This window comes from Pantoea sp. sgz302252, assembly GCF_047713085.1.
Classification (GTDB): domain Bacteria; phylum Pseudomonadota; class Gammaproteobacteria; order Enterobacterales; family Enterobacteriaceae; genus Scandinavium.
On record NZ_JBLFJW010000001.1, the window covers coordinates 153268 to 167655 of the forward strand.

General features: G+C 54.1%; 17 protein-coding genes, 1 pseudogene and 1 other annotated feature. Of the genes and pseudogenes, 11 read left to right on the plus strand and 7 right to left on the minus strand.

Annotated elements, in window-relative coordinates; translation table 11 throughout:
- Nucleotides 1-174: 174 nt before the first annotated feature.
- From ACLW56_RS00745 to ACLW56_RS00755, 3 genes are all read right to left on the minus strand, one after another.
- Nucleotides 175-795, minus strand: a complete 621-nt coding sequence (locus ACLW56_RS00745; RefSeq protein ID WP_330981905.1) for an L-threonylcarbamoyladenylate synthase — start codon at nucleotides 793-795, stop codon at nucleotides 175-177.
- The gene (gene rnm, locus ACLW56_RS00750) at nucleotides 792-1673 is read right to left on the minus strand and encodes an RNase RNM (RefSeq protein ID WP_330981906.1); all 882 of its coding nucleotides are present in this window, start codon (nucleotides 1671-1673) and stop codon (nucleotides 792-794) included. Before rnm ends, ACLW56_RS00745 begins: the two co-directional genes overlap by 4 nt.
- A 120-nt stretch (nucleotides 1674-1793) precedes the next feature.
- On the minus strand, nucleotides 1794-2189 hold the full coding sequence (locus ACLW56_RS00755; protein WP_330981907.1) for a cupin domain-containing protein: 396 nt from the start codon (nucleotides 2187-2189) through the stop codon (nucleotides 1794-1796).
- 265 nt (nucleotides 2190-2454) lie between these two features.
- Nucleotides 2455-2549: a sequence feature (Trp leader region), on the plus strand.
- Nucleotides 2550-2582: 33 nt separating this feature from the next.
- Between ACLW56_RS00755 and ACLW56_RS00760 the strand changes: the two genes are divergently transcribed.
- The 6 genes from ACLW56_RS00760 to ACLW56_RS00785 all read left to right on the plus strand — a co-directional run bounded on the left by ACLW56_RS00760 (nucleotide 2583) and on the right by ACLW56_RS00785 (nucleotide 9530).
- On the plus strand, nucleotides 2583-4145 hold the full coding sequence (locus tag ACLW56_RS00760; protein WP_330981908.1) for an anthranilate synthase component 1: 1563 nt from the start codon (nucleotides 2583-2585) through the stop codon (nucleotides 4143-4145).
- The gene (gene trpD, locus ACLW56_RS00765) at nucleotides 4145-5740 is read left to right on the plus strand and encodes a bifunctional anthranilate synthase glutamate amidotransferase component TrpG/anthranilate phosphoribosyltransferase TrpD (protein ID WP_330981909.1); all 1596 of its coding nucleotides are present in this window, start codon (nucleotides 4145-4147) and stop codon (nucleotides 5738-5740) included. The genes ACLW56_RS00760 and trpD overlap by 1 nt, the downstream gene beginning before the upstream one ends.
- Before the next feature lie 3 nt (nucleotides 5741-5743).
- Nucleotides 5744-7102 (plus strand): bifunctional indole-3-glycerol-phosphate synthase TrpC/phosphoribosylanthranilate isomerase TrpF, encoded by a 1359-nt coding sequence (trpCF, locus tag ACLW56_RS00770; RefSeq protein ID WP_330981910.1) that lies wholly within the window; start codon nucleotides 5744-5746, stop codon nucleotides 7100-7102.
- A gap of 10 nt (nucleotides 7103-7112) precedes the next feature.
- The gene (gene trpB / locus ACLW56_RS00775) at nucleotides 7113-8306 is read left to right on the plus strand and encodes a tryptophan synthase subunit beta (RefSeq protein ID WP_330981911.1); all 1194 of its coding nucleotides are present in this window, start codon (nucleotides 7113-7115) and stop codon (nucleotides 8304-8306) included.
- Entirely contained in the window at nucleotides 8306-9115 is an 810-nt protein-coding gene (trpA, locus tag ACLW56_RS00780; RefSeq protein ID WP_330981912.1) for a tryptophan synthase subunit alpha, read from the plus strand. The genes trpB and trpA overlap by 1 nt, the downstream gene beginning before the upstream one ends.
- Before the next feature lie 124 nt (nucleotides 9116-9239).
- The gene (locus ACLW56_RS00785; protein ID WP_330981913.1) at nucleotides 9240-9530 is read left to right on the plus strand and encodes a hypothetical protein; all 291 of its coding nucleotides are present in this window, start codon (nucleotides 9240-9242) and stop codon (nucleotides 9528-9530) included.
- Nucleotides 9531-9574: 44 nt separating this feature from the next.
- Here the strand turns inward: ACLW56_RS00785 and ompW are convergent, their stop codons facing one another.
- Nucleotides 9575-10207 (minus strand): outer membrane protein OmpW, encoded by a 633-nt coding sequence (gene ompW / locus ACLW56_RS00790; RefSeq protein ID WP_330981914.1) that lies wholly within the window; start codon nucleotides 10205-10207, stop codon nucleotides 9575-9577.
- A gap of 227 nt (nucleotides 10208-10434) precedes the next feature.
- On the opposite strand from ompW, the pseudogene ACLW56_RS00795 reads away from it, so the two are divergent.
- The 4 genes and pseudogenes from ACLW56_RS00795 to yciA form a co-directional block, all read left to right on the plus strand.
- Nucleotides 10435-10524: pseudogene (locus tag ACLW56_RS00795) on the plus strand (YkgJ family cysteine cluster protein); the annotation flags it as partial.
- Between the two features lie 29 nt (nucleotides 10525-10553).
- Complete coding sequence (locus tag ACLW56_RS00800; protein ID WP_330981915.1) at nucleotides 10554-11297, plus strand: YciC family protein; 744 nt, start codon at nucleotides 10554-10556, stop codon at nucleotides 11295-11297.
- Nucleotides 11298-11347: 50 nt separating this feature from the next.
- Entirely contained in the window at nucleotides 11348-11890 is a 543-nt protein-coding gene (locus ACLW56_RS00805) for a septation protein A (RefSeq protein WP_330981916.1), read from the plus strand.
- Nucleotides 11883-12281 (plus strand): acyl-CoA thioester hydrolase YciA, encoded by a 399-nt coding sequence (gene yciA, locus ACLW56_RS00810; RefSeq protein WP_330981917.1) that lies wholly within the window; start codon nucleotides 11883-11885, stop codon nucleotides 12279-12281. The genes ACLW56_RS00805 and yciA overlap by 8 nt, the downstream gene beginning before the upstream one ends.
- 39 nt (nucleotides 12282-12320) lie before the next feature.
- On the opposite strand, the gene ACLW56_RS00815 is transcribed toward yciA, so the two are convergent.
- Nucleotides 12321-12857 (minus strand): YniB family protein, encoded by a 537-nt coding sequence (locus tag ACLW56_RS00815; protein WP_330981918.1) that lies wholly within the window; start codon nucleotides 12855-12857, stop codon nucleotides 12321-12323.
- Between the two features lie 139 nt (nucleotides 12858-12996).
- On the opposite strand from ACLW56_RS00815, the gene hxpB reads away from it, so the two are divergent.
- Entirely contained in the window at nucleotides 12997-13665 is a 669-nt protein-coding gene (gene hxpB / locus ACLW56_RS00820; protein ID WP_330981919.1) for a hexitol phosphatase HxpB, read from the plus strand.
- A gap of 74 nt (nucleotides 13666-13739) precedes the next feature.
- Here the strand turns inward: hxpB and ACLW56_RS00825 are convergent, their stop codons facing one another.
- Together ACLW56_RS00825 and ACLW56_RS00830 are read right to left on the minus strand one after the other, a co-directional pair.
- The gene (locus ACLW56_RS00825; RefSeq protein ID WP_330981920.1) at nucleotides 13740-14090 is read right to left on the minus strand and encodes a hypothetical protein; all 351 of its coding nucleotides are present in this window, start codon (nucleotides 14088-14090) and stop codon (nucleotides 13740-13742) included.
- 38 nt (nucleotides 14091-14128) lie between these two features.
- On the minus strand, nucleotides 14129-14374 hold the full coding sequence (locus tag ACLW56_RS00830) for a hypothetical protein (protein WP_330981921.1): 246 nt from the start codon (nucleotides 14372-14374) through the stop codon (nucleotides 14129-14131).
- Nucleotides 14375-14388: the final 14 nt, after the last annotated feature.

The window sequence follows — 14388 nt, forward strand, 5'->3', positions numbered from 1 at the left end:
TCCTTCATTTATGGGGAGTACACATCATTGACTATATGAAGCCACCTGTCGTCCAGCAATGACATTGCTCTGAATTTTCAAGCCTGCAAGAAGGCAGAATGGGTTATTGCTGCATGACTGATAATAAAAAAGGGAATAGCGAACGCCATTCCCCTTGATGTAACCGAATAGCTTTTACTGAAACGGCTTCACATCGCCAACACCTTCACGCACCACGACAGGCGCATCTTCGGTCAGATCGATAACCGTGGTCGGCTGCTGGCCGAGATAGCCGCCGTGAATGACCAAATCGACCACTTTCTCCAGGCGATCTTTAATCTCTTCCGGGTCAGACTCGGTAAACTCGTTGCCCGGCAGCATCAGCGACGTCGACAGCATCGGCTCACCCAGCACTTCGAGCAGCATTTGCGCTATCGGGTTGGACGGCACGCGCATCCCGATGGTTTTACGCTTTTCCTGCAGCAGGCGACGCGGAACTTCTTTGGTGCCTTTAAGGATGAACGTGTAGTTGCCCGGGGTGTTGTTCTTGATCAGACGAAACGCCACGTTATCGACAAACGAGTACGTCGACAGCTCCGACAGGTCGCGGCACATCAGGGTGAAGTTGTGCCCGTCAGGCAAGTGGCGAATACGACAGATTCGCTCCATCGCGCCTTTGTCTTCAATTTTGCAGCCCAGCGCATAGCCGGAGTCCGTTGGGTAGACGATCACGCCGCCCTTACGCACGATTTCCACGGCCTGGTTAATCAGGCGCTGCTGTGGGTTATCCGGATGAATATAAAAAAACTGACTCATACTTCCCTCTCAATGATCTCTTGCGGCTGTTCCCAGCTCTGCCACACGCCTTCTACTCCGGCGGGTAGCCACAGTCTGCGACCCAGTTCAATCCACGGACAAGGCTGATGGAAATCAGACCCTTGTGACGCCAGTAATCCGTACTGACGCGCATACGTCGCGAGTTGGGCGCGTTCGTGGGGAGCCTGCTGGCACTGAGCGACTTCCATCGCATCGCCGCCACATTCGCTGAAGTGTGCCAGCAATCTTTTCAGCCACTTGGCAGAAAGATTATAGCGCGCCGGATGGGCGATCACCGCCTTGCCGCCAGAATGATGAATGACATCAATAGCTTGATCTATTGTACACCACTGCGGCGGAACGTATCCGGTTTTCCCGCGCGCCAGATATTTTTTGAACACGTCGGCAATGTTGTTGGCTTTACCCGCCTCAACCAGAAAACGGGCAAAATGGCCGCGCGTGACCGCCCCGCCGTCTGCCAGTTTTAACGCGCCTTCCCACGCGCCGGGGATTTGGGCTTTATCGAGACGTTCAGCAATCAGCTTCGCTCTTTGCTGACGGCGCTCTGTTTGCTCGGCCAGAAACGCAGTCATCGCAGGATGCTCAATATCGATATTCAACCCGACGATGTGAATCTCGTGATTTTCCCAGACGGTGGAGATCTCCACCCCGGTAATTAACTCGATGGGGAGTTGTGCGCGGGCAATTTCTGCTCTCGCCGCAGGGATGGCGGCTACGCTGTCATGATCGGTAATCGCGAGCGTCCCGACCCGCATTTCCAGTGCGCGGTGCACCAGTTCTTCTGGTGTCAGTCGGCCATCGGAGGCGGTGGTGTGGCTGTGTAAATCATAAATCACGGCGTAGGGATGGTCGCTCAAAATCGCTCCGGTTATGGCTGGACGGCATTATGGTCAAACATTTCGGCGCCCATCATAGCCTTTGTGAATGAATTTCTGAAACGAAAGCCTCACGCCGTGTCGTGAGGCCAGTGGGAGGATTCAGGCGTTGAAGTCAGCGTCGCTCACTTTTTCAAGCCAGGTCACCGGGCTGCCGTTAAGGGATTCAGCAATAGCGATGTGCGTCATGGCGGTGGTCGACGTCGCGCCGTGCCAATGGCGAACCTCTTCCGGGATCCAGACAATATCGCCCTGATTTATCGTTTGTTTCTCTTCGCCTTCACGCTGCACCCAGCCTTGCCCATGAATGACAATCAGTGTTTGCCCCAATGGATGCGTATGCCACGCCGTGCGAGCGCCGGGTTCAAAGGTCACGGTTGCGCCGCCAACTCGCGCTGGCGGGGTTGCCTGAAATGGCGAATCGATTCTGACCTGCCCGGTAAAGTAGTCTTCCGGACCTTTCACGGACGGCGTGCTGGCGTTGCGTATAATTTTCATTTTGTTCTCCGGTTTAGCTTGTGCTGAGTTACACAAGTGTAACGCCAGTGAGCGCTTTGCATTACCCACCGACTGCCCATTGGACTTATGAGCCCTCTTCATTAATCCTGGTGACTTCCTGTGCTTTTGCTTCAGCCTTTCACCTCAAAACCTTAAAAGTAAGATTTGTACAAACAAGGGTTGACTTTAGGCTCCTGGACTAGTTAACTAGTACGCAAGTTCACACAATGAGGTATCTGCGATGACCCACTTTTCCGTTACTCTGCATAGCTGGTGGCGTACACCCTGTTAACGGGCTGTGCGATCGCGTCTGGAGAAGACGAACAGATACCAGGCCCGCCAATGAGCGGGCTTTTTATTGAACCAACACATTCGAGAGAGACGAGAACGAAAATGCAAACACAAAAACCCGAGCTCGAGCTTCTGACCAGTGACGCAATCTACCGCGAGAATCCGACCGCGCTGTTTCATCAGATTTGTGGGGCTCGCCCGGCAACGCTGCTGCTGGAATCCGCAGATATCGACAGTAAAGATGATTTAAAGAGCCTGCTGCTGGTCGACAGCGCGCTGCGCATTACCGCATTAGGTGACACCGTCACTATTCAGGCGCTGTCCGATAACGGCGCTGCCCTGCTGGATTTGCTGGATAACGTGCTGCCAGCGGGCGTCGATAATCAACACCAGCCTAACGGCCGCATCCTGCGTTTCCCTGCGGTCAGCACGCTGCTCGACGAAGATGCTCGCCTGTGTTCGCTTTCGGTGTTTGATGCTTTCCGCCTGCTGCAAACTCTGGTGACGGTGCCAGTGAATGAGCGCGAAGCCATGTTCTTCGGCGGTCTGTTCGCCTATGACCTGGTCGCTGGTTTTGAAGATTTACCACAGCTGGACAGCGATACAGCCTGCCCGGATTACTGCTTCTATCTGGCTGAAACGCTGCTGGTGATTGACCACCAGACCAAAACCAGCCGCATTCAGGCCAGCCTGTTTACCCCTTCCGACGCCGAAAAACAGCGTCTGACGAAACGTGTTGAGCAACTGCGCCAGCAGCTGAACGAACCGCCAATGCCGCTGCCAGTAACCAAAATCGAGCAGATGCAGACGGAAGTAAATCAGAGCGATGACGAATACGGTGCCGTGGTTCGCAAAATGCAGCGTGCCATTCGCGCCGGGGAAATTTTCCAGGTCGTGCCTTCTCGCCGCTTCTCTCTGCCTTGCCCTTCCCCGCTGGCCGCTTATGACGTGCTGAAGAAAAGCAATCCTAGCCCGTACATGTTCTTCATGCAGGACAACGATTTCACCTTGTTTGGTGCGTCCCCGGAAAGCTCCCTGAAGTACGACGCCAATAACCGTCAGATTGAAATCTACCCGATTGCCGGGACGCGTCCACGCGGTCGTCGTGCTGATGGCTCTCTGGACAGGGATCTCGACAGCCGTATCGAACTGGAAATGCGTACTGACCACAAAGAGCTGTCAGAACACCTGATGCTGGTTGACCTGGCACGTAACGATCTGGCGCGTATTTGTACGCCGGGCAGCCGTTATGTGGCAGACCTCACCAAAGTTGACCGCTACTCCTTCGTGATGCATCTGGTTTCTCGCGTCGTCGGTGAGCTGCGTCAGGATTTGGACGTGCTGCACGCCTACCGCGCCTGTATGAACATGGGCACCCTGAGCGGTGCGCCAAAAGTGCGTGCGATGCAGCTCATCGCCGCCGCAGAAGGTAAACGTCGCGGTAGCTACGGCGGCGCGGTTGGCTACTTTACTGCTCACGGCGACCTCGATACCTGCATCGTGATTCGCTCTGCCTTTGTCGAAAATGGCATCGCCACCGTTCAGGCTGGCGCTGGCGTGGTACTGGATTCCGTACCGCAGTCTGAAGCCGACGAAACCCGTAATAAAGCTCGCGCGGTGCTGCGCGCCATTGCTGCGGCCCACCACGCACAGGAGATTTTCTGATGGCTGACATTCTGCTGCTCGATAATATCGACTCATTCACATACAACCTGGCAGACCAGCTGCGCTCGAACGGCCACAATGTGGTGATTTACCGTAACCACGTTCCGGCTCAGACACTGATTGAACGTATTGGTACCATGGATAACCCCGTGCTGATGCTCTCTCCAGGCCCAGGCGCACCGTCTGAAGCGGGCTGTATGCCAGAATTGCTGACCCGTATGCGCGGCAAACTGCCGATTATTGGCATCTGCCTCGGCCATCAGGCGATTGTTGAAGCCTATGGCGGCTATGTCGGTCAGGCGGGTGAAATCCTGCACGGTAAAGCGTCAAGCATTGAGCATGACGGCCAGGGCATGTTTGCTGGTCTGCCGAATCCATTGCCGGTGGCGCGTTACCATTCACTGGTCGGCAGCAACATTCCTGCCGGGCTGACTATCAACGCCAGCTTTAACGGCATGGTGATGGCCGTTCGTCATGATGCGGATCGCGTTGTGGGCTTCCAGTTCCACCCGGAATCCATTCTGACCAGCCACGGTGCACGCTTGCTGGAACAGACCCTCGAATGGGCGCTGAAGAAACTGGAGCCAGCCAATACGCTGCAGCCGATTCTGGAAAAACTGTACCAGGCTGAGATCCTGACGCAGCAGGAAAGCCACCAGCTGTTCTCTGCCGTGGTGCGTGGTGAAGTGAAGCCAGAACAGCTTGCGGCTGCGCTGGTGAGCATGAAAGTGCGCGGCGAAGACCCGCAGGAAATCGCCGGAGCGGCTACCGCCCTGCTGGAAAACGCTGCGCCGTTCCCACGTCCTGATTATCCGTTTGCCGATATCGTCGGGACGGGTGGCGATGGCAGCAACAGCATCAATATTTCAACCGCCAGCGCGTTTGTCGCCGCGGCCTGTGGGCTGAAAGTCGCCAAACACGGCAACCGCAGCGTCTCCAGTAAATCCGGTTCTTCCGATTTGCTGGCTGCATTCGGCATCAACCTGGACATGAACGCCGACAAATCGCGTGAAGCGCTGGATGAACTGGGCGTTTGCTTCCTGTTCGCACCGAAATATCACGCCGGTTTCCGTCATGCGATGCCAGTGCGCCAGCAGTTGAAAACCCGCACGCTGTTTAACGTGCTCGGACCGCTGATTAACCCGGCACATCCGCCGCTGGCGTTGATTGGTGTTTACAGCCCTGAGCTGGTGCTGCCCATTGCCGAAACCCTGCGCGTGCTGGGTTATCAGCGTGCTGCCGTGGTGCATAGCGGCGGTATGGATGAAGTTTCCCTGCATGCACCAACCGTGGTGGCCGAGCTGAAAGACGGTGAAATTCTGAGCTATCAGCTCACGGCTGACGACTTCGGTCTGACGCCGTATCGTCAGGAACAGCTGGCTGGCGGCACGCCGGAAGAAAACCGTGACATTCTCTCACGCTTGTTACAAGGTAAAGGTGAAGCCGCCCACGAGGCCGCTGTCGCGGTCAACGTCGCCATGTTGATGCGCCTGCACGGCCAGGAAGATTTGAAAGCCAACGTGCAGCAAGTGTTGGACGTTCTCCACAGTGGCGCCGCCTACGATCGCGTGACCGCATTAGCGGCAAGAGGATAAAAAATGCAAACCGTGTTAGCCAAAATTGTTGCCGATAAACGCCTCTGGGTAGAAGCCCGTAAAGCGCAACAGCCGTTAGCCAGTTTCCAGAACGACGTCGAGCCAGGCAAACGCCACTTCTATGATGCCCTGCAAGGTGCACGTACCGCGTTTATTCTCGAATGCAAAAAAGCATCGCCGTCCAAAGGTGTGATTCGTGAAGACTTCGACCCGGCGCGTATCGCCGGTGTCTACAAACACTATGCGTCCGCCATCTCTGTGCTGACGGACGAGAAGTATTTCCAGGGCAGTTTTGATTTTCTGCCGATTGTCAGCCAGATAGCGCCCCAGCCTATTCTGTGCAAAGACTTTATCGTCGACCCGTATCAAATCTATCTGGCGCGCTTCTATCAGGCAGATGCCTGCCTGTTGATGCTCTCCGTGCTGGATGACGAAGAATATCGCCAGCTTTCGGCCGTGGCGCACAGCCTGAGCATGGGCGTGCTGACCGAAGTCAGTAACGAAGAAGAGCTGGAGCGGGCCATTGCCCTTGACGCGAAAGTGGTCGGCATTAACAACCGTGACCTGCGAGACCTCTCTATTGATCTGAATCGCACTCGCCAGTTAGCCCCACGTTTAGGCGCGGGTGTGACGGTGATCAGCGAATCCGGCATCAATACCTACGGCCAGGTTCGCGAGCTGAGCCACTTTGCAAACGGCTTCCTGATTGGTTCCGCGATGATGTCACATGACGATCTCAACGCTGCGGTTCGCCGTGTGCTGCTGGGTGAAAACAAAGTTTGCGGTCTGACTCGCGGTGAAGATGCGAAAGCGGCTTTCGAAGCCGGAGCGATTTACGGCGGGCTGATTTTTGTGCCGTCGTCGCCTCGTTTTATTGAGGAAGCGCAAGCTCGTGCCGTGATGGAAAGTGCTCCTCTGAGCTACGTTGGCGTGTTCCGCAATAACGACATTGCGGACATCGTGGCGAAAGCAGAAAACCTGAAGCTGGCTGCGGTTCAACTGCACGGCAGCGAAGACCAGGCTTATATCGACGCACTGCGCCGCCAACTGCCAGAAAAAGTTCAAATCTGGAAAGCCTTGAGTGTCAAAGACACCCTGCCTGCCCGCAACCTGAATCACGTTGAGAAATACGTGTTTGATAACGGTCAGGGCGGCACCGGCGAGCGCTTCGACTGGTCGCTGCTGAACGGACAAGACTTAAGTAACGTGCTGCTCGCAGGCGGCCTTAGCCCGGATAACTGTGTAGAAGCGGCAAAAAGCGGCTGCGCCGGGCTCGATTTCAATTCAGGTGTAGAGTCTGAACCGGGCATTAAAGATGCCAGCAAACTGGCCTCGGTCTTTCAGACGCTGCGCGCATATTAAGGAAATGGACATGAACACATTACTGAACCCGTACTTTGGCGAATTTGGCGGCATGTATGTGCCGCAAATCCTGATGCCGGCTCTGCGCCAGCTGGAAGAAGCGTTCGTCAGTGCGCAGAAAGACCCCGAATTTCAGGCGCAGTTTACTGATCTGCTGAAAAACTACGCCGGTCGCCCGACCGCGCTGACCAAATGTCAGAACCTGACGGCAGGCACCAAAACCACGCTGTACCTCAAACGTGAAGATTTGCTGCACGGCGGCGCGCACAAAACCAACCAGGTGCTGGGCCAGGCGTTGCTGGCAAAGCGTATGGGCAAAACTGAAATCATCGCCGAAACTGGCGCGGGTCAGCATGGTGTGGCTTCCGCACTTGCCTGTGCCCTGCTCGGCCTGAAATGCCGCATTTATATGGGCGCGAAAGACATTGAGCGCCAGTCGCCAAACGTGTTCCGTATGCGCCTGATGGGTGCTGAAGTGATTGCCGTTCATAGCGGCTCCGCCACGCTGAAAGATGCCTGTAACGAGGCGCTGCGCGACTGGTCTGGCAGCTATGAAACCGCGCACTACATGCTCGGTACTGCGGCTGGCCCGCACCCATTCCCGACCATTGTGCGTGAATTCCAGCGCATGATTGGCGAAGAGACCAAAGTGCAGATTCAGGCGCGCGAAGGCCGTCTGCCCGATGCGGTCATCGCCTGTGTTGGCGGGGGCTCTAACGCCATCGGCATGTTTGCAGACTTCATCGACGAAACCTCTGTGGGCCTGATTGGTGTTGAACCGGCGGGTCACGGTATCGAAACCGGTGAACACGGTGCGCCATTGAAGCACGGGCGTGTCGGCATCTACTTCGGCATGAAATCGCCGATGATGCAGACCGATGAAGGCCAGATTGAAGAATCTTACTCCATTTCTGCGGGTCTGGATTTCCCCTCCGTTGGGCCTCAGCACGCCTTCCTGAACAGTATTGGCCGTGCAGAATATGTGTCGATTACCGACAACGAAGCGCTGGATGCCTTTAAAGCGCTGAGCCGCCATGAAGGGATTATTCCGGCGCTGGAATCTTCCCACGCGCTGGCTCACGCCCTGAAAATGATGCGCGAAAACCCGGACAAAGAGCAGCTGTTGGTGGTTAACCTTTCCGGCCGCGGCGATAAAGACATCTTCACCGTACATGACATCCTGAAAGCACGAGGGGAAATCTGATGGAACGCTATGACAACCTGTTTGCTGAGCTGAAAAACCGCAAGGAAGGCGCGTTTGTTCCCTTCGTCACGCTGGGCGACCCGACCCCTGAACAGTCGCTGAAAATCATCGATACGCTGATCGAAGCCGGAGCTGATGCGCTGGAACTGGGCATCCCGTTCTCTGACCCACTGGCTGACGGCCCAACCATTCAGAACGCGACGCTGCGTGCGTTTGCTTCAGGCGTAACGCCAACTCAGTGTTTCGAAATGCTGGCCGCCATTCGCCAGAAGCACCCAACCCTTCCCATCGGTCTGCTGATGTACGCCAACCTGGTGTTCAATCGCGGAATTGATAACTTCTACGCGGAATGCGCACGCGTGGGTGTGGATTCCGTTCTGGTTGCGGATGTGCCGGTGGAAGAGTCAGCGGAATTCCGTCAGGCGGCAATGCGTCATAACGTCGCGCCGATTTTTATCTGCCCGCCAAACGCCGATGACGACCTGTTGCGCCAGATTGCTTCCCACGGTCGCGGCTACACCTACCTGCTTTCCCGCGCAGGCGTGACAGGGGCTGAAAACAAGGCCGCGCTGCCACTGCATCACCTGATTGAAAAACTGAAGGAGTACCATGCCGCACCGCCGTTGCAGGGCTTTGGTATTTCGGCACCGGATCAGGTGAGCGCCTCGATTGGTGCTGGCGCTGCCGGGGCAATTTCAGGTTCGGCGATTGTCAAAATCATCGAGAAAAACGTCGATAATCACCCGGCGATGCTGGCTGAGTTGAAAGCCTTCGTGCAAAGCATGAAAGCCGCCACTCGCCACGCGTAATCCTCACGCCGTCTGAGCTTCCTCAGACGGCGTTTTTCCTTTCACTGCCTGCCCTGCCCTGAATAGCCACAAAAAAGAAGGGGTTGACGATATTAATGAGAATCACTATCTTTCTCATTACCGAATGATTGAGCCAATCACTCAGGTATTCGGTACGACATTGCTCACATTGCTTCCAGTATTATTTGCCCGCACTTGTGCGGGCTTTTTTTGCTTCGTTACTTATTCAGGTCTTCATCCGGCCAGTACTTGTAGCCGTTCAGCATCGCCAGAGCGGCAACAAGAAAAAGTGATTTATAGTTCATTAAGAGGGTCTGCTTCTGAAAAAGAGAAGCGCGCTATTCTAAGCGGAACGGCTGAAGATGCGAGAAATGCGCCTTCGCGAAATGTAAGGAATTTATTTTTAATATCATAGCGATAAAAGTGATGAGCGGCGTTGAACAGCCGCTCAATGAGGCATCAGAAGCGGTAGCCTGCTGAGAACATAAACACCCACGGGTCAAGGCGTGTATGGATAGTCTGGCTCTCACCGCCTGCTTTAAATTTCACATCGGTGTCGATATCCATGTACCAGACGGAGGCGTTAATCAGCCAGTCGCGGTTGATCAGATAATCCACCCCAACCTGCCCCGCTGCGCCCCAGGAATCATCCGCGCTGAGGTCAGACAAACCTGCCGCTTTCCCGGTGTCGTTGAAATCGGTGTTAAAGAAAGTGGTGTAGTTAATCCCCGCGCCCACATAAGGACGCACCTTGCTGTCGGCCTCAAAGAAATACCACTGCGCCATCAACGTTGGCGGTAACAGATTCACTGTGGCAATAGTTCCAGTCGGGCCGGTGCCCACTTTGTTACGGAACGGTGTGGCGGCCAACAGCTCGATACCGATGTTGTCGGTCGCCATGTAAGTAAAGGTCAAGCCCAATTGGGTATTGTTATCGACAGTAAAACCGCCAAAATTGAGCACGTTATCAGAGCCCTCTGTCGGGCGAACCGTTGCGCTACCGGCACGAATAAAGAACTCACCCGCTTCATGCGCCCAGGCTCCCCCAGAGAGACTGCTTAAAACCAATGCTGCCACTGCTAACTTTTTCATTTCCACTCCTTCGTTATGGTTTTATCCGCGCGGTGAATATACCCACAAAGGAGTAATAACGATCCAATCGAGATCACATTCAGTCTTGAGATTTAATATTTATTGATCTGGATTAATTTTCAGTTACCAAATGGAGACAAATAAATCGCATCTACATCAATTTCTGGCCTTTGGCCTGTTACAAAAAAGCGTATTTTTACCTGTCGAAACCACCACAATCTCACGACGGCTTACCGCCTCTTTACAAAGATATGCTTTTCCATACAGGCGTTGATGCTGCCACTTTGCCGCTGGCTGAGTTACAATTGCTGGCTTAATCACAGTTGGTAAGACTCAAGGAGAGTGCATGTCTATCACGGCAAGTTCTGTTTTCCGTGACACGGGTAATTTTTTTCGTAATCAGTTCGTTACCCTTTTACTGATTGCGTTGTTGTGTGCGTTTATCACGGTGGTACTTGGCCATGCGTTCTCACCGAGCGACGAACAACTCGCCCTTCTGAAAGAAGGCGACAACCTCGCGGGCAGCGCCGGTTTGTTTGAGCTGGTGCAAAACATGACGCCAGAACAGCAGCAAATTCTGCTGCGGGCTTCTGCGGCCTCCACGTTTTCCGGGCTGATTGGCAACGCCATTCTGGCAGGCGGCGTGTTGCTGATGATTCAGATGGTGTCAGCAGGCCAGCGTATTAGCGCCCTGCGCGCTATCGGAGCCAGTGCACCAGTCCTGCCAAAGCTGTTGCTGCTGATTTTCATCACCACCTTCCTGGTTCAAATGGGGGTGATGCTGGTGGTCGTGCCAGGCGTTTTGCTCGCTATCGTGCTGGCCTTCGCGCCTATCATGATGGTGCAGGATAAAATGGGCATCTTCACCTCCATGCGCAGCAGCATGCGCCTGGCGTGGGCTAACATGCGTATGGTGGCCTCGCCGGTCATGGGCTGGCTGCTGGCAAAAACGCTGCTGCTGATGTTCGCCCCGAACTTTGCCGTGCTGTCGCCCAACGTCGGTGCGGTGGTGGTGAACTGTATCAGCAACCTCATTTCTGCTTTGTTGCTGATCTATTTATTCCGCCTGTATATGCTTATTCGTAACTGATCCCTTTGGCCCGGAGCCTCCGGGCCGCAACTGAATGACGGAAATGATGTATGAAGCAGTTTCTCGATTTTTTACCGCTGGTGGTGTTCTTTGTTTTTTATAAGCTTTTCGACATTTTTGTCGCCACCAAATCACTGATTATCGCCACTGCTGTGGTGCTTATTTTCTGTTGGATACGCTATCGCAAAGTCGAAAAAATGGCCCTCATCACCTTTGTACTGGTGGCGGTGTTTGGTGGTCTGACCCTGTACTTCAACAACTCTGAATTCATAAAATGGAAAGTCACTGTAATTTATGCGTTGTTTGCATGTGCGCTGCTAATCAGTCAGTGGGTCATGAAAAAACCGTTAATTCAGCGCATGCTCGGCAAAGAGCTGACCCTGCCGCAATTTGTCTGGTCGCGTCTGAATATCGCCTGGGCGATGTTCTTTATTCTGTGTGGTCTGGCCAATATCTACATCGCATTCTGGTTGCCTGAGAATATCTGGATTGACTTTAAAGTGTTTGGCCTCACCGCGCTGACGCTGGTTTTCACCCTGCTGAGCGGAATCTACATCTACCGCCATATGCCCCAGGACGAAAAGAATGACTGACAGCGGTAACACGCCGATTGGCGATTTAGTTTTACGCACGCTGGCAATGCCGGCAGACACCAACGCCAACGGCGATATTTTTGGCGGCTGGTTGATGTCGCAAATGGACCTGGGCGGCGCCATTATGGCGAAAGAAATCGCTCAGGGCCGCGTGGTCACTGTTCGGGTTGAAGGCATGACGTTCTTACGCCCTGTTGCCGTGGGCGATGTGGTGTGCTGCTATGCGCGCTGCACGAAACGCGGCAACAGCTCCATCACGATTAACATCGAAGTGTGGGTGAAGAAAGTCTCTTCGGAGCCCATTGGGCAACGCTATAAGGCGACTGAAGCGCTGTTTATCTATGTCGCCGTAGACAGCGAAGGTAAACCCCGGCCTTTCCCGAAAGGTTGAAAGAACAAACCCGATCAATATTGACCGGGTTTTGTTTTTTTAAAGGAAGCCCAACAGATTAAAGAAGAAGTACCCGGCCACAATCACAATTACCGGCAGCACATACAGCGGAAAGATTTGCAGAAAAATAGTGTGGTGCGGCACCACAATTTTGGCTTCGATTTGCTCTTTGGTCAGCCCTTCCGGCCCTTTCGCTTTCTCCAGAATCATCTGGTCCTGAACGCCTTCCTTCAGGAACTTTGCCTGCCGACTCATACGCGCGCCAGACCCCTGCAACGCCAGGCCGACGAAGATCAGAGCGAAGATTATCCAGAAACTGATATTCAGGCTGTGGTGAAAATCGGGCAGCGGCGAGTTGTACCAGAAGAAGTTAAGGAACGGCGTGTTGAAGCGAATCATCTCGATCATCACGTGCGCGAAGTCGAGCATCACGGCATCAATCCCTGGCTGTTTTTCACTGTGTTCAAACATGAATTTGAGCACGGAAATCAGTGTGGACATCACGGCTGGGATAAAAACTACCCATCCCAAAATGCGTTTCAGTATGGCAATGCGTCCAGCTTGTTGATACGTCATGGTTTCCCCTTGTTCAGACGCGCTTTTTAATTGAGTGTAAGTCTACAGTGCCTTGTCGCTTTTCGCCTGCGCTTTAAAAGCGTTATGGTGTACGATGAGGCCGAATCTCAGGCCTTTTTACCTCTACAGGAGTTGCTCTATGACAGCCCAGCGTCAAATTCTTGCCGCTATTTTTGATATGGACGGTTTACTGATTGATTCCGAACCGCTGTGGGATCGTGCCGAACTGGACATTATCGCCAGCCTCGGCGTGGACATTTCCCGCCGCAACGAACTGCCGGACACGCTGGGTCTGCGCATCGACATGGTCGTAGAACTGTGGTTTGCCCAGCAGCCGTGGAACGGCCCGAGCCGTGAAGAAGTGACAGAGTGCATTATCAGCCGTGCCATTTCACTGGTGGAAGAAGAACGCCCTCTGCTGCCAGGCGTGCGTGAAGCGATTGCGCTGTGTAAAGCGCAAGGTTTGAAAGTCGGTGTGGCTTCAGCTTCTCCTCTGCACATGCTGGAAAAAGTGTTGACCATGTTTGACCTGCGCGATCAGTTCGATGCGCTGGCTTCCGCTGAAAAACTGCCGTACAGCAAACCGCATCCTCAGGTGTATCTGGATTGCGCCGCAAAGCTTGCCGTTTCTCCGCTGACCTGTGTGGCACTGGAAGATTCCGTCAACGGGATGATCGCCAGCAAAGCCGCGCGCATGCGTTCCATCGTCGTGCCGGAACATGCAAACTTTGCCGATGCACGCTATGTGCTGGCTGACGTCAAACTTAACTCTCTTAAGCAGCTTACCGCCGCGCATCTGCTGGGCTGATTTCATCTCCCCGGTTAAACGCTACCGGGGATCCCTCGCCGGCTTATCCGTAACGCACAGCGTTCGGCCGCTCGTCAATCCCGCCAATACAACCCGGTATACCAGAGGATTTTCGGCTTACTGACGGGCTCCGTAAGCAGATAAACAGGCAAGCCGTTTTCTACGTCGGTTACGTCGGTCATCGGCTGGTACAGATAAACAGGTTTCTCCCCTTCTGTTTTGGCGTATCCATTAGTGAAAAAAAGCGCGGTAGTATTCTCCATCCCTTTAGACTCGCCCTCTTCAGGGTGCAGGTCTACGCAGATAAGCAGACGATGAAGAACACAGGTTTTTGCCTGTTTTATCCATTCCGTCAGTTGTATGTAATCCGGGCATTCAGGCAAAAACGTAATGTTGACACCGGTAATGGCAAAACGTTCAAACACGCGCTGGAACTCATCACAACAAGACTCATCACCGCCATTTACCCATACAGCAGCCTCAAAACCCTTATACTGAGGGCTTTGTTCATGTACACCGCAGAACGGTAATTTCTGTCCAGCAGCGCCAGTTCATGCTCCAGCACACACTCATACAGCGCTTCGTCACCTGACGACTTCAGACGGGAGAATTTGGTGATCGTGCCATTAATCTGGCGCACCGGCAGCCTGGGTGTTTGCCCGTGCCAGGTTGCTTTCGGATTCGGCGCCCGCAGAATAAATTCAGCCATCTGATTAAGAACGG